The following is a 24,024-nucleotide window of genomic DNA, read 5'->3' as shown; positions in this document are numbered from 1 at the left end:
TCAGGAGCTGCGCTCCGCCAGCGCGGCCGCTCCGAGGATCCCCGCGTTGTTGCGGTGCACAGCGGGGACGATCTCCGTCTTGAGCTCGAGCAGCGGCAGGAACTCCTCGTAGTTCTTGGACACCCCGCCTCCGACGATGAAGAGGTCGGGAGTGAACAGGAACTCGACCGTCGAGTAGTACTTCTGCAGGCGCTTGGCCCATTTCTCCCAGGAGAGTTCCTCGCGCTCCTTCGCGGAGTAGGCGGCGCGCGACTCCGCGTCGTGCCCCTCGATCTCCAGGTGCCCGAGCTCGGCGTTCGGGATGAGCACTCCGTCGTAGATGAGCGCGGAGCCGATGCCGGTGCCGAGCGTGGTCATGATGACCAGGCCGTCCCTGCCCTTCGCCGCGCCGAAGCGCGTCTCGGCGTAACCGGCGGCGTCGGCGTCGTTGACGAAGTGGATGTCGCGGCCCAGCCCCTTCTCGAAGAGGTCTTCGGCGTGCAGGCCGATCCACTTCTTCGACACGTTGGCCGCCGACAGGGTGACGCCATGGCTGACGATCGCCGGGAAGCACACGCCGACGGGCGCGTCGGGCTCCTCCGCGGCGAGCTTCTGGACGATCTCCTTCGTGGTCTCCACGATGTCGTCGGGCTTGCCGCCCTCCGGGGTGGGGAGCTTGATCCGGTCGCTGAGCAGCTCGCCCGTCTCCAGGTCGACCAGCGCCCCCTTGATGCCCGTTCCGCCGACGTCGATTCCGATTGCGTGGTTCTGCGCGCTCATGTGCACGAATCTACCCTGCGCTCGAGTACCGGGCGACGAGCGGGAGGAAGACATCGTCGACGATGGCGACGATCGTCTCGTCGGCGGCCGGGGCCATCCGCATCAGCAGCTCGTGACGCAACAAGGTGAGCGGCAACTGGGCGACGATCGCCGGCAGGGCGCGCCGGTCGAGCTCGCCACGGGCGGAGGCCCGTTCGAGAAGTGCGTCGAGCAGTGTCGGCCGACCGCCGATGAGCTGCTCGCGCAGCCCCGCGATGCCGCCCTCGCTGTCGGAGACGATACCGCTGAAGCGGAGCATGATGGGCCCGACGAGCTGGCTGCGGCGGGCGTTCGCCTGGCGCAGGTAGTCGATCAGGTCGTCGCGGAGGTTGCCGTGGTCGGGGAGCTCGATCCTCTCCGCGTCGAAGTGGTGCCGGACCGCCGCCAGTGCGAGCTCGCTCCGCGTGGGCCAGCGGCGGGCGATCACCGGACGGCTGGTGCCCGCGCGCGCCGCCACCGCCTCCATCGTGAGGGCCGAATACCCGTTCTCGTCGAGCTCGGCCCACGCCGCGTCCAGCAGAGCGGCTTCGAGCTCGGCTCCGCGGCGACGGCGGGCGAGGGGCTCGTCAAGATCCATTTGCGCATCTTATCGGGGAGAGCTATGGTAATGCTGATTAGATACGCGACTGCATCTTAACGAAGGGCTCGACATGGCGGAGAAGCTGGACAGGACGGTCGTCCGCACCGCGACCGCGCTGGTCATCGGTGCGCTGGCGGTCGTCTTCGACACCACGGTCCTCAGCGTCGCGCTGCACACGCTCGCGATCGACCTGCACGCGCCGGTCGCGCAGATCCAGTGGGTGACGACCGGGTACCTGCTGGCGCTCGCCGCGACGGTGCCGCTCTCGGCGTGGCTCCTGGCCCGGTTCGGCGGCAAGCGCGTCTGGATGGTCGCGCTCGCGATCTTCCTGGCCGGCTCGGTCCTCTCCGGCCTGGCGTGGAACGCGGAGTCCCTCATCGCCTTCCGCATCCTCCAGGGTGTCGGCGGCGGCCTGATGCTGCCCGTGATGACGACGCTCGTGATGGAGGTCGCCGGCGGGAGGCAGCTCGGCCGGGTGTCCGCGGTCATCGGGCTGCCGGCGATGGCCGGGCCGGTGCTCGGGCCGGTGCTCGGCGGGGTGATCCTGGCTCTGGGGGACTGGCGCTGGATCTTCTGGGTCAACATCCCGTTCACGGTCGCCGGCCTGCTGCTGGCCTGGCGGATGCTGCCGTCCGACCGCGGTCGCGATCCGAAGCGCCGGCTCGACGTCGTCGGGGTCGTCCTGCTCGTGCCCGGCCTCGCCGGACTCCTGCTGGGGCTCTCGAACTCCGTGCAGCCGGGCGGGTTCGGCCGGCTGGACGCGTGGCTTCCGCTCGCGGGCGGCGCTGCGCTCGTCGCGGGGTTCACTCTCTGGGCGCTCCGGCGGCGCGGCGCCGCCCTGGTCGATGTGCGGTTGCTGCGCGTGCGCTCGGTCTGGTCGGCGTCCGCGCTGCTCTTCCTGTCGAGCGTCGCGCTCTACGGGGCGATGCTGCTCCTTCCGCTGTTCTTTCAGCAGGTGCGCGGCACCGACGCCCTCGGCGCCGGCCTCCTGCTCGTGCCGCAGGGTTTGGGCACCCTGGCCTGCCGTCCGATCGCCGGGCGGCTCATCGATCGCGTCGGTGCGCGCTGGATCGCCGTGGTCGGCTTCGCGATCGTCGCCGTCGCGACGGTTCCGTTCGCCCTCGGCCCGACCTCCGCCGCCGATCCGCTGCTGCTCGTCGCGCTCTTCGTCCGCGGGTTCGGCCTCGGGGCGATCACCATGCCGCTCATGGTCGCGTCCTACGAGGGTCTCGCGGGGGAGCAGATCGCGCACTCGAGCATCCTCACGCGCACGGCCCAGCAGCTCGGCGGCTCATTCGGCACGGCGCTGTTCGCGGTGCTCCTGCAGGCGGCGGTGCAGGGCGGGGCCGAGCTCACCGGGGCGTTCGACCTGGCGTTCTGGGTGGCGTCGGCCGCGACCGTGCTGGGCGTGGGGATCTCGTTCGTCCTGCCGTCAGCGGGTGCGGTGAAGGCCGCTGCGGCTGCTGCGGCGGCGAGTCCGGCGCCCGCTCCCTCGTCCGCTCCCGCTACGGCAGCGTCAGGATCTCCGCGCCCCGCTCGGTGACGACGAGCGTGTGCTCGAACTGGGCGGTGATGCTCCGGTCGCGTGTGACGACCGTCCAGTCGTCCGCCCACATGTCCCACTCGCTCGTTCCCAGGGTCAGCATCGGCTCGATGGTGAAGACCATGCCGACCTCCATCACGTCGTCGAACGCCGGAGCCGCGTCGTAGTGCGGGATGATCAGGCCGGAGTGGAAGGTCGCCCCGACGCCGTGTCCGGTGAAGTCGCGCACCACGCCGTAGCCGAAGCGCCGGGCGTACGACTCGATCGCCCGGCCGATCACGTTGACCTGTCGGCCGGGGGCGACGGCCTTGATGCCGCGGTTCAGGGCCTCCCGGGTGCGCTCGACCAGCAGGGTGACCTCCTGGGAGGCCGTTCCGACGATGAAAGTCTGGTTGCTGTCGCCATGGAAGCCGTTCTTGTACGCGGTGATGTCGATGTTGACGATGTCGCCGTCTTCGAGCACGGTGTCGTCGGGGATGCCGTGGCAGACGACCTCGTTGACCGAGCTGCAGAGCGACTTCGGATAGCCCCGGTAACCCAGCGTCGACGGGTAGGCGTCGTGCTCGATCAAGAACTCGTGGCCGATGGCGTCGAGCTCCTCCGTCGTGATGCCGGCGCGAACGGCCTGACCGACCCGCTCGATCGCCCGTGCCGCGATCCTGCCGGACTCGCGGATCAGCTCGACCTCCGCCGGCGTGTACACGTCACCGCGGTCCGTTGGCGTCGGGCCGGGCTTTCCGACATACTCCGGCCGCGGGATGCGCGACGGGACGGGGCGCATCGCGGTGACGCGGCCCGGGATCAGGTGACCGGCGGAATCCTTGGGCATAGGATCAAGCTTATGACCGGCGAGAACGACTACGGGATCCGCCAGGATGCCGAGCACAAGTACTGGTACAACCTGAAGACCGGCCAGGTCGAGCAGGGCTTCCTGTCGCCCGCGCCCGACCGTGTCGGCCCGTTCGACACGCACGCCGAGGCCGAGAACGCCCTCGAGAAGCTCCGCGAGAACAGTGCGAAGTGGGCTGAAGAGGACAGGGAAGAGGGCCGCTAGCTAGCGGCCGCCGCCGTTTGACCGGCCGTCCTCGGGCGGCGTCAGCAGATCGGCGAGATCCGCGCCGGCCCGCACGAGCGCCTCGGACTGCACGGCGATGGCCTGCAACCGGCCCCGCAGCGCCTCGCGCGCCTCGGCGGGATTCCCGGAGCCGATCAGCGACCCCAGGACGACCCGTACGTCGGGGATGCGGTAGCCGCCCGCGCGCAGCGAGCGCACGATCCGCGCGTTGCGCACCGCGTCCGGCGGATACCTGCGCGCACCCGAGGTCGCGTCGCGCTCCGGGGTGATGAGGCCCTGCTGCTCCCAGAAGCGCAGCGTCGACGAGCGCACGCCGATCGCGACCGACAGCTCGGTGATGGTCATGGCGTCTCCGGGCAGGGCGGGCGCGTCATGCGCGCGCTCCGCGTCGATGGCGTCGAGGGCGCGCAGGGCGGCCAGCGCCTCGTCTCGGGCGACGGCGAGCGACACGTGCAGCGCGACGATGCGGGCGATCGCCTCGTCGTAGGGCGACGTTCGGAGCTCGCGCATCGCGGCTCGGGCCGCGACGGGCCCGATGGCCACGGCCAGGCCGCGGTAGGCGCGCAGCGCGATGAGGTGCTGCCGGTCGAAGCGGCGGTAGCCGTTGGGCTTCCGGAGCGCGGGAGGGATCACGGCGAGCCGTTCGAGGTCGCGCAACTGCTGCCCCGAGTAGCCGCTCGCAGCGGCGAGCCGGCCGGTCGAGAAGAACGTGCCGGCGTCGAGGTCCGGATCGCTCATCGGCCCAACCCTCCACTAGCACTTCAAGCAGACACTCGAATCATGACGATGGAACGGATTCTCTCAGAGGTCAGGGGTTTCGACGGTGTTCTCGAACTCGCGCCGGAGGCCGGCAGCGGGTTCCCGGAGATCTCCTGGGGCGACCACTTCTTCTACTTCGCGCCCGATGGCCGGGTGCCGACCAACCGGCAGCCCTACGCGACGATCGTGACGAAGGACTACCCGGACGACGTCCGGTCCCGGCTCGGCGCTCCCGACCGGTGGCGGCTCAACATCCACGTCGGGGCGACGGCCGTGGCCCGGTTCGTCGATCATGCCCCCGCCGGCTCCGGTCGCGCCGAGCCGGACTATGGCGCCGAGGACGTCTTCCTCCCGCATCCGCTCTACGCTGCCCTGGGGTGGATCTGCGTCGTGAACCCCGGAGCACTCACGCTCGACCGCGCGCTCGAGGCCCTCGCCGACGCGCACCGCGACGACCGGCGCCGGGTCGAGCGCCGGGCCGGCGCCGTCTAGAAGCTGTGCTCCTCGGTCGGGAACTGACCGCCCTTGACATCTGCCTTGTACGCCCGCGCGGCATCCGACAGGACGCCCTTCAGATCCGCGTACTGCTTGACGAAGCGCGGGATGCGACCCGTCGTGAACCCGGCCCAGTCTGTCCACACCAGCAGCTGACCGTCCACGTGCGGGCCGGCGCCGACCCCGATCGTCGGGATGCGCAGCTCCTGGGTCACCCGCTGGGCCACGTCGGCCGGGACCATCTCCATCACCACGGCGAACGCTCCCGCATCCTCGACCGCGTGGGCGTCCGCGAGCACCTGCTCGGCTCCCTCGCCCCGTCCCTGCACGATGTGGCCGCCGAGCCCGTGCTCGCTCTGCGGGGTGAAGCCGATGTGCGCCATCACGGGGATGCCGGCGTCGACGATGCGCCGGATCTGCTTCGCGCTGCGCTCGCCGCCCTCGAGCTTCACGGCGTGCGCGCCCGTCTCCTTCATGAACCGGACGGCAGTGTGCAGCGCCTCCTGCGGGCCGGTCTCGTAGGAGCCGAACGGCATGTCGGCGACGACGAACGCGCGCTTGACCGCCTTCGCGACGGCGCGGGTCAGCGGGATGAGGTCGTCGACCGTCACCGGAAGCGTGGTGTCGTAGCCGAGGACGTTGTTGCCGGCCGAGTCGCCGACCAGCAGGAAGTCGATCCCGGCCTCGTCGAAGATCTGGGCCGTCAGCATGTCGTAGCTGGTGAGACCGGTGAACGGCGCGCCCTCCTCCTTCGCCGCCTGGAAGTGGCGGGTCCGGACCCGCTTCAGCGACTCCATCGACGGGGTGGCGGGGTGGACGGAGGGCACAGGGGACTGCTCGCTCATGCGCCTCAGTCTAGTGATGCGTACCGGAGCGGGATCCTGCGGGAATCCGGCGTCCGAACCACTAGTCTGGAGGGGCTGACGAAAGGGGCAGGATGGACAAGCAGCGCGACTTCGTTCTTCGGACAATCGAGGAGCGCGGCGTCAAGTTCGTGAGGCTGTGGTTCACCGACGTCGTCGGCACGCTCAAGTCGGTGGCCATCGCCCCGGCCGAGGTCGAGGGCGCGTTCACCGAGGGCCTCGGCTTCGACGGCTCGGCCATCGAGGGTCTGACCCGCGCGTTCGAGTCCGACCTCCTCGCGCATCCCGACCCCACCACGTTCCAGATCCTGCCGTGGCGCGGGGAGGTCGACCCGACCGCCCGCATGTTCTGCGACATCACGACTCCCGACGGACAGCCGTCGGTGTCCGACCCGCGCAATGTGCTCAAGCGCACGCTCGAGAAGGCCGCCGATCGCGGGTTCACGTTCTACACGCACCCGGAGATCGAGTTCTACCTGCTCAAGTCCTCGACCTTCGGCGATGAGGGTCCGGAGCCCGTCGACTCGGCCGGCTACTTCGACAACGTCCCCGGCGGCACCGCGCACGACTTCCGCCGGCGCTCGGTGCGGATGCTCGAAGACCTCGGCATCTCGGTGGAGTTCAGCCACCACGAGGCCGGCCCGGGCCAGAACGAGATCGACCTCCGGTACGCCGACGCGCTGACCACCGCCGACAACATCATGACGTTCCGCACGGTGGTCAAGGAGGTGGCGATCGAGCAGGGCGTCTATGCGACCTTCATGCCCAAGCCGCTCTCCGGGCACCCGGGCTCCGGCATGCACACCCACATGTCGCTCTTCGAGGGTGACACCAACGCGTTCTTCGAGGCGGGGGCGCAGTACCAGCTGTCGAAGGTCGGCCGTCAGTTCATCGCGGGCCTGCTCAAGCACGCGCCCGAGATCACGGCGGTCACCAACCAGTTCGTCAACTCCTACAAGCGGCTGTGGGGCGGTGACGAGGCGCCGAGCTTCGTCTGCTGGGGACACAACAACCGCTCGGCACTCGTGCGCGTCCCCCTCTACAAGCCCAACAAGGGCCAGAGTTCGCGTGTCGAGTACCGCGCGATCGATTCGGCAGCGAACCCCTACCTCGCGTTCTCGCTGATGCTGGCCGCCGGCCTCAAGGGCATCGAGGGCCAGTACGAGCTGCCTCCGGAGGCCGAGGACAACGTGTGGGCGCTGTCCGACGCCGAGCGCCGGGCGCTGGGCTACAGCCAGCTGCCCGCCAGCCTCGACCACGCGATCTCGCTCATGGAGGACTCGGAGCTCGTCGCCGAGACGCTCGGCGAGCAGGTGTTCAACTACGCCCTTCTCAACAAGCGCAAGGAGTGGGCGGAGTACCGCGCCCAGGTGACGCCGTACGAGCTGCGCACCAACCTCGAGATCCTCTGATCGAGTCGTGACCCGCGAGCAGCTCTCCCTCACGGCCCTCGCGCGTGCCGGGTTCGTGGGGCTGAGCTCGGTGCGGGGGCAGCTGGACGAGCTCGTCGAGCTGACCGGCATCGACGTGGACGACCTGCTCCCCGCGTTCTCTGCCGCGGCCGACCCGGACACCGCGCTGGCGCTCGCGCTGCGGCTGCTGCGGCACGCTCCGGTGCAGAGCGCTCGCTATGTGCCGTCGCGCAACGACGCGCGCCGGGTGCTGCGGGTGATCGGCGCATCGGAGGGCGCTGCGGAGTTCTTCCTCCGCCAGCCGGCGGAGCTGAGCGCGCTGGACTTCCCGATCACCGCGCTGCCGAGTGCCGACGAGTTGCGTGCCGACCTGCTCGACGCCGTCGGTGCCGTCGACGGTGTCGCGGCACTGGAGGAGGACGAGGGACGCATCGCGCTGCGCGTCCGCTACCGTCGCCGTCTCGTGCAGATCGCGAGCTTCGACCTCGAGCAGGACGACCCTGTCGGCGGGTTCGACGCGGTCGCCGCGGCGCTCTCCGACCTGGCCGCGGCCGCTCTGGAGGCGTCGCTCGCCGTCGCCAGGAAGCAGACCATCGGCACCGGTCCCGGCCGGTTCCCCGAGGCCGAGGTGCGCGCGACCCCGTTCGCCGTGATCGGCATGGGCAAGGCCGGCGCACGCGAGCTCAACTATGTGAGCGATGTCGACGTCATCTACGTGACGGACGGTGTGGAGTCCGCCGGCCTCAGTGCGGGCCGCGCGGTCGACATCGCCACCCGGCTCGCGATGCTCACGCAGCGCGGCATCCACGAACCTGCGGTCGAGCCGGGGCTGTGGGAGGTCGACCCCAACCTGCGCCCGGAGGGCAAAGACGGTGCGCTGGTGCGCACGCTCGAGTCCCACATCGCGTACTACGACCGCTGGGCCAAGGGCTGGGAGTTCCAGGCGCTGCTCAAGGCGCGGCCGATTGCGGGCGACCCCGACCTCGGCGCACGCTACCTCGCCGCGCTCGCCCCGAAGGTGTGGAGCAGCGCGTCGCGCGAGAACTTCGTGGAGTCGGTGCAGCGGATGCGGGAGCGCGTCACCGACAACATCCCCGACGACGAGGTGCACTATCAGCTGAAGCTCGGGCCGGGCGGTTTGCGCGACGTCGAGTTCACCGTGCAGCTGTTGCAGCTGGTGCACGGCCAGACCGACGAGCTGGTACGCCAGCGCGACACGCTCTCGGCCCTCGCCGCCCTCGCCGCCCAGGGCTACATCGGCCGTGAGGAGGCCGCGACGTTCTCGCAGGACTACCGCACTCTGCGGCTCATGGAGCACCGCCTCCAGTTGCGTCACCTCAGCCGCACCCACATCATGCCGCGCGACGAGGGCGACGTGCGGGTGCTGGCCAGGGCGACAGGGCTGGCGCCGAGCGCCGAGCAGCTGATGGTGCGCTGGAACGAGATCAAGCACCGCGTCCGCGGCCTCCATGAGCGCCTGTTCTACCGGCCGCTGCTGAGCGCCGTGGCGGCCACCAACGCCGACGCGCGGCTCGCCGACGCGACGGCCGCCGAGGGCGGGGCAGGGCTCACCAGCGAGCAGGCGGAGGCGCGGCTCGCGGCGATCGGGTTCCGCGACCCGCGCGGTGCTCTGGCGCACATCGCCGCGCTCACGGCAGGTGTCTCCCGCCGCGCGACCATCCAGCGGCACCTGCTGCCTGTGCTCCTGCAGTGGTTCGCCGCCGGGGCGGATCCCGACTACGGCCTCCTCACCTTCCGGCGCCTGAGCGAGGACCTCGGCTCGACGCACTGGTATCTGCGCATGCTGCGCGACTCCACCGGTGCCGCGGAACGGCTCACCCGCGTGCTGTCGGGCTCGCGGTTCGCCGGAGAGCTGCTCGGGCGCATCCCCGAGTCGGTCGCCTGGCTGGAGTCGGAGGAGGAGCTGCGTCCGCGCACGGCCGAGCTGCTGCGGGAGGAGACGGCGGCGATCCTCGGCCGGCACGAGTCGGCGGCCACGGCGGCGGCGTCGCTGCGCGCGGTCCGTCGGCGCGAGGTGCTGCGCCTGGCGTTCTCCGCCATCCTCGGCTTCTCGACGATCGAGGAGCTCGCGCGCGGGCTCACGGCCGTCACCGAGAACGTCATCGTCGGAGTTCTCGCTGCCATCCGTGCCGAGCGCGGCGACGCCGACGCGCTCGAGTTCGCGATCATCGGCATGGGACGCTTCGGCGGACGCGAACTCGGCTTCGGGTCAGACGCCGACGTGATGTACGTCTTCCGGCCGCTCGCGGCCGACCAGGACACGGCGCACAAGGCCGCGCTCGCCATCGTCGCGCAGCTCAACAGCCTCACCGAAGACAACCGACTGCCGCTCGACCTCGACATCGGGCTGCGCCCCGAGGGCAAGAACGGCCCGGCCGTCCGCTCGCTCGAGGCCTACCGCGCCTACTACCGCCGCTGGTCGCTCACCTGGGAGGCCCAGGCACTCCTGCGTGCCAGAGGGGTCGCGGGCGATCCGGCCCTGCTCGCCGACTTCGAGGCCGTCGCCGACGAGGTGCGGTATCCCGCGAGCATCGGCGAGCAGGAGGTCCGCGAGGTCAAACGCATCAAGGCACGCGTCGAGAGCGAGCGCCTGCCGCAGGGCGCGGACCCGTCTCGACATCTCAAGCTGGGCCGCGGCTCGCTCAGCGACGTCGAGTGGTTCGTGCAGCTCGTGCAGCTGCAGCACGCGGCGGCGATCCCCGAGCTGCGCACGACCTCCACCCTGGAGGCGCTCGCTGTCGCGGTCGAGCACGATTTCATCGACGCGGAGGATGCCGCGAAACTCCACGACGCCTGGCTGTTCGCGTCCCGGGCTCGCTCGGCGATGACCCTGTGGACGAACAAGACGGCCGACGTCCTCCCGGCCGATCGGGTCGCGCTGGAGGGCGTCGCCCGTCTCCTGGAGTACCCGCCAGGGTCGGCGAGCCGGCTCGAGGAGGACTACCTCGCCGTCACCCGGCGGGCGCGCGCGGTGTTCGAGCGTTCGTTCTACGGCGTGCAGCAGCGCCCGGCGCCGACGGGGTGACGTCCGGGCGCTGTCTGCCTCGTCACATGCCGGGTACGGGCGTCAGCTCGTAGACGTCGATCGTGCCGCCCATCGCACGGTGCGGGTGGCCGGTGAGGAGGGTCTCGACGGCATCGGCACCGTCGGCCTCGATGAGCGTGTACCCGCCGACGCTGCGGTCGGCGCCGTCGGAGACCGCGGCGGTCGGCGCGCCGAAGTCGATCAGCCCGGCGCCTGCCTGCTGCGCCCAGGCGTTCCACGCCGCGTTCATCTGCTCGGCTTGTTCGGGTGTGGGCTCCGGCATCGCGGCCATCGCCTCGGGGTCGACACGGTAGAGGAGGAGGTAGCGGGCCATGGAGGTCTCCGATCTCTCGCGGGGTCCGAGTGGCCCCGGTGTGACACGAATCTAGTCGCGCCCCTGCGCCGCGGGAATGCACTCCCGACCACCCTGCGACGGTTCTCAGGCGCTGTTCACACCCTGGTTCCTGGGAGTCCGTCGGCCGTTCCGCATCCCTCGCTGCGAACGGTGGGACGATCGGGGCGATGAATCCGACCAACCCGTCCGATCCCGCTCCTGCGCCCGGGTCCGACCGGTCCACGGGGCCCGATCGTCCGAACGTCGCGCACGCCCAGGCGCGCCGCCCGTCGGTACGCAAGCGCGTCGTTCTCTCGATCGTCGCCGGCGTGGGCGTCCTGGTCCTGGCCGTTGGCGGGTTCGCCCTCTACTCGTACATCGACCTGTCGAACGGCCTGCACCGCTCGACGGTCACCCTGCCAGGCGCCGGGAAGAAGCACGACCAGGCTGAGACGAACATCCTGGTCATGGGGCTGGACAGCCGGCTCGACGAGGACGGCGACCCCCTTCCGGCGGACGTGTACAACGCGCTGCACGCGGGCGACCAGTCGGATGGCGGCTACAACGCCAACGTGCTGATGCTCATCCACATCCCCGCGGGCGGGAGAAGCGCTGTCGGCATCTCGATACCGCGCGACGACTACGCCCCGCTGTCGGGCAGCCCGGACGGGGTGTCGGAATCGAAGATCAAGGAAGCGTACGGCCTCGCCCTCGACCAGAAGCTGACGGAACTGATGAAGGCGGGAGGCGTCAGCCGGGCCGACGCCTACCAGCAGGCGCGCACCTTCGCGCGCCAGACCGAGCTGCAGACGGTCTCGGACTTCCTCGGCGGCGTGCGCATCGACCACTTCGTCGAGGTCACGATGGCCGCGTTCTACCAGGTGGCGCAGGCGGTGCAGCCCATCACGGTGTGCATCGCGGAGGACACCAGGGATCCGTACTCGGGCGCCGACTTCCGCGCCGGCGTTCAGCAGCTGTCCGCGTCGCAGGCAGTCAGCTTCGTGCGGCAGCGCCGCGACGAGAGCAACCCGGGGCTCGACTTCACCGACCTCGACCGGGAACGCCGCCAACAGGCGTTCATCGTCTCGCTCGCGACCAAGCTCAAGAAGGCGGACACCTTCGCCGACCCGGCGACGCTGTCCTCCCTGATCGCGACGGCCAAGCAGAACATCGCCGTCGACTCGGGCTTCGACCTTCTGAGCTTGGCGTCGGAGGCGCAGCACCTCGCCGGTGGGAACATCACCTTCACCACGCTGCCGATCACCGGCTACGGCGTGAAGGACGGCAAGGACGTGAACCTCGTGGATCCGGCTCAGATCCGCGCCGTCGTGCAGCGGCTGCTGAACCCGGAGGTGGCGACGGCATCGCCCACCGCTCCCGCGACGACCTCGTCGGCGCCTGCCTCGCCCGCGACGCCGTCGCCCTCGCCGACCCCGACGGAACCGGCCGGCCCGAACGGCACCTACACCGACCCGACCGCGCCGCTGCCGGCCGGGGGAGTGCCCTGCGTGAAGTAGCGGGGACTACTCGCCCAACGCCTCGATCAGCGCGGCGTAGAGCCTGGTGAACCGCAGCCGGTGCTCATCCGACTCGATCGGGCTGAGCGGAAACGTGACCTTCGCTCCGTAGGACCACTCCGCGCTGACCGTGAAGTCGCCCGGCCACGGGTCGAACACATCGCGCCGGTACGCCGAGTTCGCGTCGGAGATCGTCAGCTGGGCGAGTCCGGCGCGGGGCCGTGCGACGACGATCGTCTCGACGTCGTAAGGGTCTGCGCTGCGGCCGACGGCGTCCGCGAAAACGATGGTCTTGTCGGTGAAGACGACCACCTTCGCCGAGAACACTCCTGCGTCGTCGATCCGTACCCCGGAGTCCAGGTGCTCGATCGGCTTCAACCCGACCGCGAGGGCGATCCCGCTGACGAAGTGCCCGAGCCACTCTGCTCGGTCATCGCGGCGGAGGCGCGACCAGGCGGGGCCGGAGAGCCCACGGTCGATCTCGTCGAGCACCTCGTTCAGATCCCTGTCGGCCATGAGACGACCTCCTCCGTCACCCGCTCACGCGGACACACCGACCACCGTAACGGTGCGCCGCGGGCTGCGCATCATCGGCCGCGTTGTCGAAGTGGATGTCGGGGCGCGCCTACGCGACCTCCCGGAGTCCGAGCACTTTGGCGAGCGTGGTCGGGATCTGGAAGATGGGCTCCCAGACGAGGGCGACGAGGTCCTCGAACTCCTCCTCGGTCGTCAACAGCTCGTCCACATCGGCCTCGAACGGGGAGTCCGGTGTGGCGAGTGCGCGCGCGACAGCGCGGAACCTCTCGAACTCAGCACCCGATCGGAAGTGGATCCAATAGTGTCCATCGGCTCGTTCTGCGACGGAGACATCCCAGCTCTGCTCGAGGGCCTCGAGGATGTGGTCGGGGCGCGTCGGATCGGGTGTCGGATCGAGGAGGTCGAGATCCGACTCGAATCGGACGGGATCGTCGAGGTATGTCTCGTTCCAGGCGACACCGATGTGGCGTTCGAACTCGACGCGTTCCCGGTTGGACGGGGTCATCGGGAAGTGATCCGACGCGAGGCGCCTCCGCACGCTGCTGACGAGCCCGAGGATCGGAACACCCTGGAGGCGCGGGCGCAATGCCTCGGGGCCGTAGTCCGCGGTCAGGTGCTTGGCTTTCGCGATCAGCTCCTCGCAGTGGTAGTCCTTGCAGAACCGGAAGTAGTGGGCGGCCAGGGTCGGCAGGCTCGCCCAGACGGACCATCTCGGCAGCGGGTACCGGGCTTGGATGCGCTCGAATTCGTCGACGAGCTGCGCCTTCTCCGGTGCCAAGACCCGGCCGAGGTCCGTCTGGTTCCAGTCTCCAACGGCTTCGTTCTCGAACTTCGACTTGCAGAAGGTGTACAGACTCGACTGGACGCACGCGTTGTACAGTTCAGCGCTCGCGCTGTACCGGATCTCGCTGTGATACATCGGGTTGTACCGGCCGAGATCGTCGTCGTCGGTCCGCTCGAAGATGTACTTCGCCGACAGGACGTCCTTAGCAGCCTGATCGAGGACGCGTTCGGCGCTCGCCGCGCGCTCGGTCGCCGCCGTGCGCCGCAACCCGTCACGAATGTCTTCGGCTCTCGTGTCGACCTGTCTGCGGATCACCCGCAGCCGGTCGCGCACGGCCTCGATCCTGATGCGCTGCGTGTCGTCCTGCAGCATCATCTGCTCGACGAGGAGATCGATATCGGACAGGAACGGATGAACGTCGGCCACCTTCCGATGCCGCCCTCCTCGGGGGTTCTCCTTTGTGAACATCTCCGTCGCGATGACCCCCAGCGCGAAGACGTCGGCCGCCTTCCCGACGCCACGCGCGCCTCCCTTCGTCATCTGTTCGGGAGCCTGATAGTTGCGGTTCGCCAGAAGCTCCCCGCGCCGGGTCAGCGTGGAGTCCTTGAAATGGGCGATTCCGAAATCCGCGACGACGAGATTCTGGTTCTCGACATCGACGAGGATGTTCTCCGGCTTGATGTCGCGGTGCACGATGCCGTCGGCGTGCACCTCCGCGATCCCCTCGCAGAGCTGCGAGAGGTATTCGAGAAGCACCGCGTAGTCAGACACCTCCGCGATGACGTCGCGAAGGCTCTTCGGGAAGAGGTCCATCGTGTAGTAGAAGTAGTCCTCGTCCTCGAGCTGCGCGTGGATACGCACGACGTGCGCGCTCCGCGTGGACAGGCCGAAGGCGATCTCGTTGCGGAACCGTTCAATGCGTCGTTCCGACGCATCGCGCTTGTCGATCCGCTTGAGCGCATACTCGCGGCCGTCCGCGCAGGAGCGCACCTTCCAGACCTCGGCCGTTCCGCCCTGCCCCAGTACGGATTCCCAGGCGTACGCCACGCCGTCGATCTCGGGGATCTCTCGTTTCGCCACGGCACCCACGCTACCGAACCGGGAGCCGGCACCCGGAAACGCGGAAGGGCCGTACCCCCGCCGGGGATGCGGCCCTTCCGTGACGGCCTGCGGTGCTTACACCCCGTAGTACAGCTCGTACTTTCGAGAGATGATTGTGCATGATTGTGAGTGCTTGAATATCCTGGTCAAGGGCTATTTCAGTGATTTGCCATGTTCGCGAGAATGGGTGCTCAATCGAGATTCCTGCGGACTAACTGCGGACTAGCCGTACTTGTTTGGGTTAGCCGCATGGAGCTCAGCGGCCCCAGCGGGACTCGAACCCAAATAGAAGGCCCGGGGCCGCCGCCAAGTCGGTGAACTGCCGCGTGATTTCAAGCATTTTCGATTTCCTCATGGCGCTTTGGAACGCCTCGGTGCCACTCAGCACGACAGGCTCGACGTTGCCGCCGTCGGGCATCCAAGTCGCCGCGTTCCCGTTGTCGGCGGTGCCTCGCCCTTCCAAGGACGCGGACGTCGAGAATCGGGCCCTCTCTGGGCGGTGATGAGGTGGAAGCTGCTGCTCGCAATGACCCATTGGCTGCGAATGATCACCTTGTGAGCCTCCAGAAGTGCCCGTTGGTCGACCGTGATCCGATCTAGTTCTATAAGCTCCCGGCGATCCCTCCTGCGTATGTGGTTGTCGCCTAACGCGTCGGCCTACGTCGAGGGCGACGTGTCTCAGGTCGCAGCTCCCCAACCGAGATCTCGTTGAAGGTGCTCGATGGGCCGGCCAAGAGAGAGCCTCGACCGGACACCCCAATAGTGGTTACGTGTTAAACCACTCCGACAGGGCCATCGGCCGGTTATTGAACGCAACCCACTTGTTCTGATGCGGCTCTCGGGTTGCACGACGCCTCGCGGCATGTGTCTCCGCCGGGGAGACGCAGAGCGCCGGACGGTTGGTGTCTGAGAGGTTCTTCAGGCGCGTGCACTATGACGGATGGAGGCGCTGACCCGTGTCGCCCTGCGCGGCGACCAGTGGTTTGACCGGATGGCCAAACCCAGTCCGACGGCTTCGGATCCCCGAAATGGGGGTAGGTATATGTGAGGTTTCTCACCTTTTTAAACTGGATGGTCAGTTTGCTCCGGCACTAACGTTGCGCTACTGCACATTTTCGGGGGTGCGGTGGAGAGCCTGAGGGTCCGTGTCGAAGCCGTTTCGTGGTGCCGGGGTTCTGCGTCTGGTCTGGGGTCGCGCCGCGGTGGCGATCGCGACCGCAGCTGTCGTGGCGGTGACGTTGACGGTGCAGCCGGTGGTGATGCCGGCGGCTGCGGCGGCGGCGCCGGGGAAGGCCGCGGACCTGAGCCCGTTGCCGAACCAGAGCGTGCCGGGAACGCCTGTGGGGTCGCCTTTGACGGCGCAAGGTACCGCACTGGGTGGAGGTGCGTTGCAGGGTGCTCCGCAATCGCCGAACCCGACGGTGTCGGTGAAGGGTGCGGCAGGGTACAGCGCGTCGACGTCGACGCCGTCGTCGCGCTCGGAGTTCGAGACCGTGTACCAGAACACGGACGGGTCGAAGACGGCCCGGTTCTCGACGGAACCGTTGAATGTGGTGCGCTCGGATGGTTCGTGGGTGCCCGTGAACACGGACGCGGTGAAGGACTCGACGGGCGGTTATGACGTCGCCGACCACCCGTTGTCGCCGTCGTTCGCGGCGACCTCGGGGACGGGGTCGGGGGACTATCAGGTCACGTCGGCGCATTACACGGTCTCCTTCAGCCTGGAGGGGGCGGCGAAGCGGCCTGCGCAGCGGGCGACGACTGTTCAACGCACCATCTCTGGTGGGGATGCGGCCTCGTCGGTGGCGTATTCGGGTGTGGACCCGGGCCAGGACTTGGCCTATGAGGTGACGCCGGGGCAGGTGAAGGAGACCCTGGTTCTGAACCAGGCGCCAAGCAGCGCCAACCCGTCGTGGACGTGGCGGGTGAGCGCCCCGGGTTTGACGTTGGCGCAGGACAAGTTCGGAGACATCACGTTCACCGACTTGCTCGGCACCGTGGAGTTTGTCACTCCGATCCCGGCGATGATGGACTCCTCGGGGGTCACGGGGCAATCCAGCAACGCCGTGACGAATGTGCCGGTGACCCTGGCGCAGGTCTCCGACACCGACTGGACGATGACACTGACTCCGGACGCGTCCTGGCTGAATGACTCTGCGCGGGTGTACCCGGTGTTCGTGGACCCGTCCACAGCATCCTCGTATGCCACGGATGCTCGCTCGTTCGAGAGCACGGGAACCACGTTGACCGGTGTTGCCTATGCGGGCAACTCGCGCGCCGGCGGTGACACGGTGTGGAGGGCGGCGACGCACTTCAACTATGAGCAGCTCTTCGGCTACCAGGTTCTCGGTGTCGACTTGCAGGAGTGGTACCTGGACGGCACCACGAATCAGACCTCTGGCGAGGTCGACTACGCGAGCTCGTTCTCTTACAACGGTGTCGGCGCATATCTGTCGTCGATCACGATCTCGGCCGGTACGTCGGGGTCGGGGGATGCGACGGATGCCGCCCTGACGAACCAGATCGCGTCGTGGGTGAATGCGAGGTCGTCCGGTAACTATCTGATGTTGCGCGAGCAGGAGCAGGCCGGCGTGTACACGTACAAGTCGCTCGGGTTGGAGATGTTCATCTCGTACGAGTCGAAGCCGACCATTGCGGCCACGCAGGTGTCGGTCCCGGATTCGAACGGGTTTGCTGCGGGAACTTCCTCGCCGCAGGGCGGTGCGGTGGGGTCGGCGACGCCGACTTTCACGTCGTCGTACACGCAGGACAGCGGCAACGGGTCCGCTGCCGTGAACCGCTGGTACTCGGTCGCGGCCACTTCGGCGATGACCAACCCGGTGTGGCAGTCCGGGTGGACAGCGAGTGCGCAGGCTCAAGTCCCGCCGGCGGTGTTGAGTCCCGGGACGACGTACTACTGGCAGGCGTTGGTGCAGGACCAGTACGGGGCGCAAGGCCTCACGCCGGTCTACTCGTGGAAGACGAGCACGAACCCCACTGCCGGTTCCGGTTCGCCGTCGCCGGCCGACAACTCGATCGTGGCCACCACCACCCCAGTATTGAGCGCCCCGGCCGCGACGTCGACGAACGGCAAGCCGCTGCAGTACGCGTTCCGGCTAGCTACGGGTTCGGATGGGATGAGCGGCCAGGTGGCGATGTCGCCGCTGGTGACCCCGGACGCCAATGGCAGCTTGTCGTGGACCGTTCCGGCCGGGATCCTCCAGGACGGCACCGCGTACACGTGGACGCTGCTGGTCAACGACGTCTACGACGACTGGAGCGGGTCGGTGCAGCGGTTGACGGTCAACCGGCGGGTGACGAATCCGGGACCGGCGCCGACGGACACCGCCGGGCCCGTGTCGGTGAACCTGGCCAACGGCAACGTCTCCACGAGTGTGTCGACGCCGACCGTGAACACGGTGGGCGGCCCGATGGGGTATCAGCTGACCTACAACTCGCAGCAGTCTTCGAACGCGGGGCTGATCGCGCACTACTACAACATCACCGCCAGCCCGGCGACGTTCGCCTACAACCCGTTGCCCTCCGGCGCTCAGGTGGCGCTGGTGGACACCGAGACCCAGGTCGCATTCCGGGCGACCGGGACTGAGCCGCCCGCGCCGGGGGTCGGCCAGGCGAACTATCAGATCCAGTGGACCGGGTTCATCAACCCGCCGGCCGGGTCCTACGCGTTCGGATTCCAGGCCGACGACGGCGCCGAGCTCACCCTGAACGGCACCCCGGTGATCACTGACCAGTGGAGCCCTCGCGCGGCGCCGCTGAATCCGCAGTTCGAGACCGCCGCCGCCCAGATCCTGGTCGTGAACGCCAACGGCACCGCCACCCTTGGCGGAGCCGCCGTGCCGTTGCCGTTGCCGGTGACGGTCAACTACTACCAGCGCGACCTTGCCGGGCTGATGAACTTCTACGTCGAGAACACCACCGCCCCGGCGAACGTGCAGTTGGTGCCGGCGAACTGGTTCACCCACACCAACCCGCCGCTGCCGGACGGGTGGGCGGCGTCCACCCCGATCACCGGCGACGCCGGGGAGTATGTGTCGGTGAAGAACAACGGTGGCTCCGTCACCGTCACCGACAACGGCGGTGGCAGCCACACCTACACGCGCACCAGCACCGGCGGATACACCCCGCCGCCCGGAGAGCGTGGCATCCTCGCCACCGACGCCACCGGAAGGCTCAACCTCACCGCCGAAGACGGCACCATCTACACCTTCAACGCGGCCGGGAAGCTCACCTCCGCCACCCCGCCGGTGGACGCCAGCAGCAAACCGGCGACCCCGATCCCGAGCTACGTCAGCTCCGGCAGCCTGGACAACGCGCTGCGCTCACTGTCCGACCCGCTCTCCAACACCGGCACCGCATCCGCACCGTCGTACCAGCGGGCCGTGTACTTCGCCTACCCTGGCGAGCAGTACTCGAACCTCGGCATCCCCGCCAACGCCGGCATCCCCGCCACCGGACCGGTTTGCGTGACGCCCTCCGGGTCGGGCTGGGGCACCGCCCCCGCCGGAATGATGTGCGCGATCGTCTATCCGGATGGCTCCACCACCCAACTGGAATACACCACCGGCGGCCAGCTCGGCGGCGTGCTGAACCCCGGCGGCGCGCTCACCCTGTTCAGCTACGGCACCAGCAACAGCCAGGTCGTCCTCACCGGAGTCTCCACACCGCTGCAGACCGACTGGGCGGCCGCGAACGCGGGCAGCCCGGTTCCGCAGACCGTGATCGGCTACGACAGCCAGGCCCGCGCCACCGGCGTCACCCTGCCTGCACTGGGCTCCGACCCGCAACCGGCGAAAACCTACACCTACCTGACCGCGGCCTCCGCTTCGGCGGACGGCAGCACCGCTGTGGACGTCGCCGGGCTCACCCCGCCGGTCGGTGGCCCAGGGCACCAGCAGGTCGTCACCTTCGACACCGCCCTCCGCCACACCTCGACCACCTCCGCATCCGGGCTGGTCTCCCGTACGTTGTGGAACAACCACGACAACCCGCTCGCCACCCTCGACCCGCAGGGACACGAGACCTCCACGATCTACGACTCCCAAGACCGGGCGATCACCAGCTACGGCCCCGCACCCGCATCCTGCTTCGGCGCCACCGGCTCGCTCCCGTTCGGTCCAACGACACTGGATGAGAACGGGGCGATCGACCCGCCCGACGGGCCCATTCCCGCCGCCGGGTGCGCGGCGATGAACGGCACCGCCATCGCCACCACCAGCACCACCATCGACGGCGGCATGCACGGGCTGAACGCCACCTGGTACAACAACACCAACCTCAGCGGACCACCCGCCGCGTACAGCCTCTCCATTCCCGGAAGCTCGCCGAGCTCCCCCGAGAAGGGCGGCGCCCTCAGCCACGACTGGGGCAGCACCAGCCCGGTCTCACCGATCACCGGCCCCACCGGGACCGTCGTGGGAGGACCCGGCGGAACAGCCTGGACCGCCCAGTTCACCGGCCTGATCACCTTCCCCGCAGCCGGCACCTACACCCTCTACACCTACGCCGACGACGGCGCCCAGATGTGGATCAACGACAAACTCGCCACCAACCGGTGGCCGGGCGGAGTCGTCGGCTACTCCACCGGCTACCCGGTCACCGCCACCGCCGGCGAAGTCGTCAGGGTACGTCTGGCCTACCTGCAGAACAGCGGCAACGCCCACCTCGAGCTCGACTGGACCACCCCCGGCACCGGGGGCGTGGCCACACCGATCCCCACGGCCCCCGCGAACAACGTCGCGATCCCCGGCACCGCATTGGCGCCCGCCTACAACCTGTCCACCGCCAGCAGCTCGGCCGACTCCGCACCATCCGGGGTGGCCGGCGTCACGAATGCGAACGTGCCCGGTGCGAGCACCGCGACCAGCTACAGCAACCCCTGGTACGGCACCGTCGCCTCCACCAGCGTCGACCCATCCGGGCTCAACCTGACCGCCACAGCGACCACTGAGACTCCCGGTGCCGGATACCTGCGCCAGCTCACCACCACCAAACCGGCAGGCTCGGCAACGACCACGACCACGGCGTACTACGGCGGCACCACCACGCCGAACACCTCGTACGGGACCGCGCTGAGTATCAGCAGCCCCGTCTGCGGGGTCCCGGTCTCGACCCCGCAGGACGGGTTGACGATGTCGGTCACCGGCCCCGCTCCAGCGACCGGGGCCGCACTGGTCACCAAGTACATCTACGACATCATGGGTCGCGTCGCCGGCGCCCTCGCTCCCGGGGACACGACGTGGTCGTGCACCTCTTACGACAGTCGCGGGCGAGTGGCGTCGGTATCGACACCGGCGTTCGGCGGGCAGCCCGCCCGCACCCTCACCTATGGGTACACCGGCGATGGGACCAATGGGACCACCAGTGGTGACCCGCTGTCTGGGTGGGTGCAGGACTCCACCCAATCCAGCACGCCTACAGCGGGCAAGATTCTCACCACGGTCGACATCAACGGGCAGCAGGCTCGCTACGTCGACAGCTGGGGGACCGTTTCTACGACCGCCCACAACCAGGCGATGCAGGTCACCTCTGCCACGGCGAAGCTGCCGGACAGCTCCACTCACACGGAGGCGTACACCTACAACGCGGACGGACAAGTCACCACCGTGACCGAGGACGGGAACACGATCGCCCAGTCCACCTACACCGGCGGGATCCTCACCAACGTCGCCTACCCGTCCGGGACCGGCAACGCCGGCAACGGCACCTCCGGAGCGTTCACGTACGGGCCCACTGGCGCTGAAACCGGGGTGGCGTGGGCGTTCGCTGCCGGGCAGAGTCCGGTCAGTGACGCGGTGGCGAGGTCCCAGACCGGGCGGATCGTGCAGGACACGATCGCCGACGGCGCTACGAACTATGTCTCCACGTATGGGTACGACACTGTCGGCCGGTTGGTAACGGCGAGCGTGCCGTTCAACCAGCTCACCTACGGGTATGCGGGCTCCGGTGGTTGTGGGGCCAATGCGGCGGCGGGTAAGGACGGCAACCGCACCAGCATGACCGATGTCACCACGGCTCCTGGGGCGTCGACCGCGAACCCGACCGTGAGCGTCGGTTACTGCTACGACAACGCCGACCGGCTCACCTCCGACACCATCACCGGGGCACCGGCGTCCCCGGACATCGTGATGGGGACGAACCTGACCAGTGCCGGTGCGGGGGCGAACCTGGTCTACGACAGCCACGGCAACATCACGACACTGGGCACCGAAACCCTCGGCTATGACGAGGCCAACCGGCACCTGACCACGACCCTGACGGACGGGACGAAGGTCAGCTACCAGCGCGACGCCGCCGACCGGGTCATCGCCATGACCCAAACCCCCGCAGGTGGGACTGCCACCTCGGTGCACTACGCCTACGACGGTGACGGGGATGCCGCCGCCTATACCCTGACCGCGTCGAACGCTCTTCAGGAGCAAAGCCTGGACCTTCCTGGCGGCGTCACCGTCAGCATCCGCGCGAGCGCTCAAGTGTGGTCGTACTCCGGGCTGACCGGCAACAACCTCGTCACCACCGACGCCGCTGGCACCCGTACGGGCAACGTGGCGCTAATCGATCCATTCGGTGACCTGATCGACCCGACCACAGGAAACATCGGTACCACCCCCGCCGACAAATCAGGTCCAATCAACACCACAACACCGAACCTCACCAACGGGTTTGAAGGGCAGCACAGCAAAGGATCGCTCACGCTCGACGGCCTCAACACCATTGAAATGGGCGCACGCCAATACATCCCCCTCCTCGGCCGCTTCCTCTCGGTTGATCCCGTCGAAGACGGCAACACAAACGACTACAACTATCCCAACGACCCTGTCAACAGCGACGACCTGTCCGGAGAAGCCCGCTGCGGCTATGACGTTCCATGCGTAAGTTGGGATCCCGTGGGCTCTGCGCGCGAATGGGTCGCGGCGGGAGTAGCAGCATGGACCGCCTCTCAGCACTGGATCCAATCCATCGCGCAAAACGCTGGAGCGCAGTGGCGCACTACCACGATGGCGGGCGCCCACGCAGCAATCTCGATTCTAGGTGGCATTATGGCCATGGCGCACCGGAAGAGGACGAGCGCTAGAAACAGCGAACGCAAGAATCCTCATGGTGAGAACAAGACCGGAAAGCCCCCGCAGAAACATGAGGATGTCCAAGGTTACGGAGGAAGGCAAAAGCCGAATTTCAAGCCTAAGCCCAAGCGCATGTATTAGTCTTTCGTGAGGACGTCCCGATGATGCCAAACCAAGAATCGTGCTGGGTAGACAAGTTCGAGGATCTACTCAGTTCAGGAAATTTTCTGGCCGCAGCCAATGTGCTCAGAGATGCGTTCCGAGCCGATGATCGAGTGGGTTTTGCCGCGCTTGCGAAGAGGTTTCCCATCGCCGGTGACTGGCGCGACGATCCCGCGGCGTGGGCCGCAGTAGCCGATGCGGCCGCGGAGGACGCAATCCTTTACGAACTGGGGCTGACCGTGTGGCTCGTTGACGGTCGGGAGTCGCTGGCGATCGAAATTCTGCGGGCTGCGATCCGGCATGGTTCGTCTGAGGCGCCCGCAGCTCTTGGCACCTATTTGCTGTGGACGGGCCACATTGAGGAGGCCACCCATCTCGTGCGAACTGCGATTGGCCGGCGTCTCCCGAACTGGGAGCTCGCGGCCGGGGCCTTGGCCCAGCGGGACGTTGAGCTGTCCCAGATCAGCGAGAATACTGTAGATGCGCTCGCTACTGCATACGCCAAGCTCGAGAGCTCGACCTCAGTGGGTGAGTCCCGCGAACAGGCGGAACAGTTTGCCATCGACCTCGCCAAGGCCCACAGGGCTTTGGGTGAATACGACGCCGCTCGCAGGCTACTCGAGACTGAAATCGAGAGGGGAAACGTCCGGGCGCCTATTCTGCTGGGTAACATCCTGCAAGATGACTTGGACGATAGCGCGGCAGCCGCGGCTGCATTTGAGATCGGAGCGGTAGCCGGGGACGGACACTCCGCATACAACCTCGCGGTGCTTCTCGGGGCACAAGAGGACAGGTCCGCTGAGGCGAAGTACTGGTTGATGGAGGCCGCGTCCAGGGGCGACGAATGGGCGACTCGTGCCCTCTCCGGGGCATAGCAGAGCGTTGAAAGCAAGAAGAGCGGGGACGCGCCGCGCTCGACCGCATTAGCGACATG

Annotated in this window: 17 protein-coding genes; 8 read left to right on the top strand and 9 right to left on the bottom strand. The window is 68.3% G+C overall.

What is annotated here, in order from left to right; all coding sequences use genetic code 11:
- Window positions 1-759, bottom strand: a complete 759-nt coding sequence (ppgK, locus tag KNO15_RS03845; RefSeq protein ID WP_241702116.1) for a polyphosphate--glucose phosphotransferase — start codon at window positions 757-759, stop codon at window positions 1-3.
- A gap of 10 nt (window positions 760-769) precedes the next feature.
- Window positions 770-1,375, bottom strand: a complete 606-nt coding sequence (locus KNO15_RS03840) for a TetR/AcrR family transcriptional regulator (RefSeq protein ID WP_241702115.1) — start codon at window positions 1,373-1,375, stop codon at window positions 770-772.
- 73 nt (window positions 1,376-1,448) lie between these two features.
- Between KNO15_RS03840 and KNO15_RS03835 the strand changes: the two genes are divergently transcribed.
- Window positions 1,449-2,921, top strand: a complete 1,473-nt coding sequence (locus KNO15_RS03835; protein WP_241702114.1) for an MDR family MFS transporter — start codon at window positions 1,449-1,451, stop codon at window positions 2,919-2,921.
- Here KNO15_RS03835 and map read toward each other — a convergent pair.
- Window positions 2,884-3,750, bottom strand: a complete 867-nt coding sequence (map, locus tag KNO15_RS03830; protein WP_241702113.1) for a type I methionyl aminopeptidase — start codon at window positions 3,748-3,750, stop codon at window positions 2,884-2,886. The genes KNO15_RS03835 and map overlap by 38 nt on opposite strands.
- A 12-nt stretch (window positions 3,751-3,762) precedes the next feature.
- Here map and KNO15_RS03825 point away from each other — a divergent pair, with 12 nt between their 5' ends.
- Window positions 3,763-3,975, top strand: coding sequence for an SPOR domain-containing protein (locus KNO15_RS03825; RefSeq protein WP_208039527.1), 213 nt, complete (start codon window positions 3,763-3,765; stop codon window positions 3,973-3,975).
- On the opposite strand, the gene KNO15_RS03820 is transcribed toward KNO15_RS03825, so the two are convergent.
- On the bottom strand, window positions 3,976-4,734 hold the full coding sequence (locus KNO15_RS03820; protein ID WP_241702112.1) for a MerR family transcriptional regulator: 759 nt from the start codon (window positions 4,732-4,734) through the stop codon (window positions 3,976-3,978).
- A gap of 42 nt (window positions 4,735-4,776) precedes the next feature.
- On the opposite strand from KNO15_RS03820, the gene KNO15_RS03815 reads away from it, so the two are divergent.
- A complete protein-coding gene (locus KNO15_RS03815; RefSeq protein WP_241702111.1) occupies window positions 4,777-5,247 on the top strand; it encodes a DUF6194 family protein in 471 nt (156 codons plus the stop codon).
- Here KNO15_RS03815 and panB read toward each other — a convergent pair.
- The gene (gene panB / locus KNO15_RS03810) at window positions 5,244-6,095 is read right to left on the bottom strand and encodes a 3-methyl-2-oxobutanoate hydroxymethyltransferase (RefSeq protein WP_241702110.1); all 852 of its coding nucleotides are present in this window, start codon (window positions 6,093-6,095) and stop codon (window positions 5,244-5,246) included. The genes KNO15_RS03815 and panB overlap by 4 nt on opposite strands.
- Before the next feature lie 92 nt (window positions 6,096-6,187).
- Between panB and glnA the strand changes: the two genes are divergently transcribed.
- Both glnA and KNO15_RS03800 read left to right on the top strand, forming a co-directional pair.
- Window positions 6,188-7,525 (top strand): type I glutamate--ammonia ligase, encoded by a 1,338-nt coding sequence (glnA, locus tag KNO15_RS03805; RefSeq protein WP_241702109.1) that lies wholly within the window; start codon window positions 6,188-6,190, stop codon window positions 7,523-7,525.
- A gap of 7 nt (window positions 7,526-7,532) precedes the next feature.
- Complete coding sequence (locus KNO15_RS03800; RefSeq protein ID WP_241702108.1) at window positions 7,533-10,571, top strand: bifunctional [glutamine synthetase] adenylyltransferase/[glutamine synthetase]-adenylyl-L-tyrosine phosphorylase; 3,039 nt, start codon at window positions 7,533-7,535, stop codon at window positions 10,569-10,571.
- A 22-nt stretch (window positions 10,572-10,593) separates the two neighbouring features.
- On the opposite strand, the gene KNO15_RS03795 is transcribed toward KNO15_RS03800, so the two are convergent.
- Window positions 10,594-10,905, bottom strand: coding sequence for a hypothetical protein (locus KNO15_RS03795; RefSeq protein WP_241702107.1), 312 nt, complete (start codon window positions 10,903-10,905; stop codon window positions 10,594-10,596).
- Between the two features lie 188 nt (window positions 10,906-11,093).
- Between KNO15_RS03795 and KNO15_RS03790 the strand changes: the two genes are divergently transcribed.
- Window positions 11,094-12,422, top strand: a complete 1,329-nt coding sequence (locus KNO15_RS03790) for an LCP family protein (RefSeq protein WP_241702106.1) — start codon at window positions 11,094-11,096, stop codon at window positions 12,420-12,422.
- A 6-nt stretch (window positions 12,423-12,428) separates the two neighbouring features.
- On the opposite strand, the gene KNO15_RS03785 is transcribed toward KNO15_RS03790, so the two are convergent.
- The 3 genes from KNO15_RS03785 to KNO15_RS03775 form a co-directional block, all read right to left on the bottom strand.
- A complete protein-coding gene (locus KNO15_RS03785) occupies window positions 12,429-12,938 on the bottom strand; it encodes a hypothetical protein (RefSeq protein ID WP_241702105.1) in 510 nt (169 codons plus the stop codon).
- A gap of 109 nt (window positions 12,939-13,047) precedes the next feature.
- Window positions 13,048-14,823 carry a serine/threonine-protein kinase gene (locus KNO15_RS03780; protein WP_241702104.1) on the bottom strand — a complete coding sequence of 592 codons (1,776 nt, stop codon included), beginning with the start codon at window positions 14,821-14,823 and terminating at the stop codon, window positions 13,048-13,050.
- A gap of 1,123 nt (window positions 14,824-15,946) precedes the next feature.
- Window positions 15,947-16,432 (bottom strand): hypothetical protein, encoded by a 486-nt coding sequence (locus KNO15_RS03775; RefSeq protein WP_241702103.1) that lies wholly within the window; start codon window positions 16,430-16,432, stop codon window positions 15,947-15,949.
- On the opposite strand from KNO15_RS03775, the gene KNO15_RS03770 reads away from it, so the two are divergent.
- On the top strand, window positions 16,419-23,069 hold the full coding sequence (locus KNO15_RS03770; protein ID WP_241702102.1) for a PA14 domain-containing protein: 6,651 nt from the start codon (window positions 16,419-16,421) through the stop codon (window positions 23,067-23,069). The genes KNO15_RS03775 and KNO15_RS03770 overlap by 14 nt on opposite strands.
- A 20-nt stretch (window positions 23,070-23,089) precedes the next feature.
- Window positions 23,090-23,965: a hypothetical protein gene (locus KNO15_RS03765; protein ID WP_241702101.1), complete on the top strand. Its 876-nt coding sequence runs from the start codon at window positions 23,090-23,092 to the stop codon at window positions 23,963-23,965.
- Window positions 23,966-24,024 lie beyond the last annotated feature (59 nt).

The organism is Leifsonia shinshuensis, from assembly GCF_022606355.1.
GTDB lineage: Bacteria > Actinomycetota > Actinomycetes > Actinomycetales > Microbacteriaceae > Leifsonia > Leifsonia shinshuensis_B.
The sequence above is the reverse complement of the archived record's forward strand: the minus strand, read 5'-3'. Positions and strand labels throughout refer to the sequence as shown.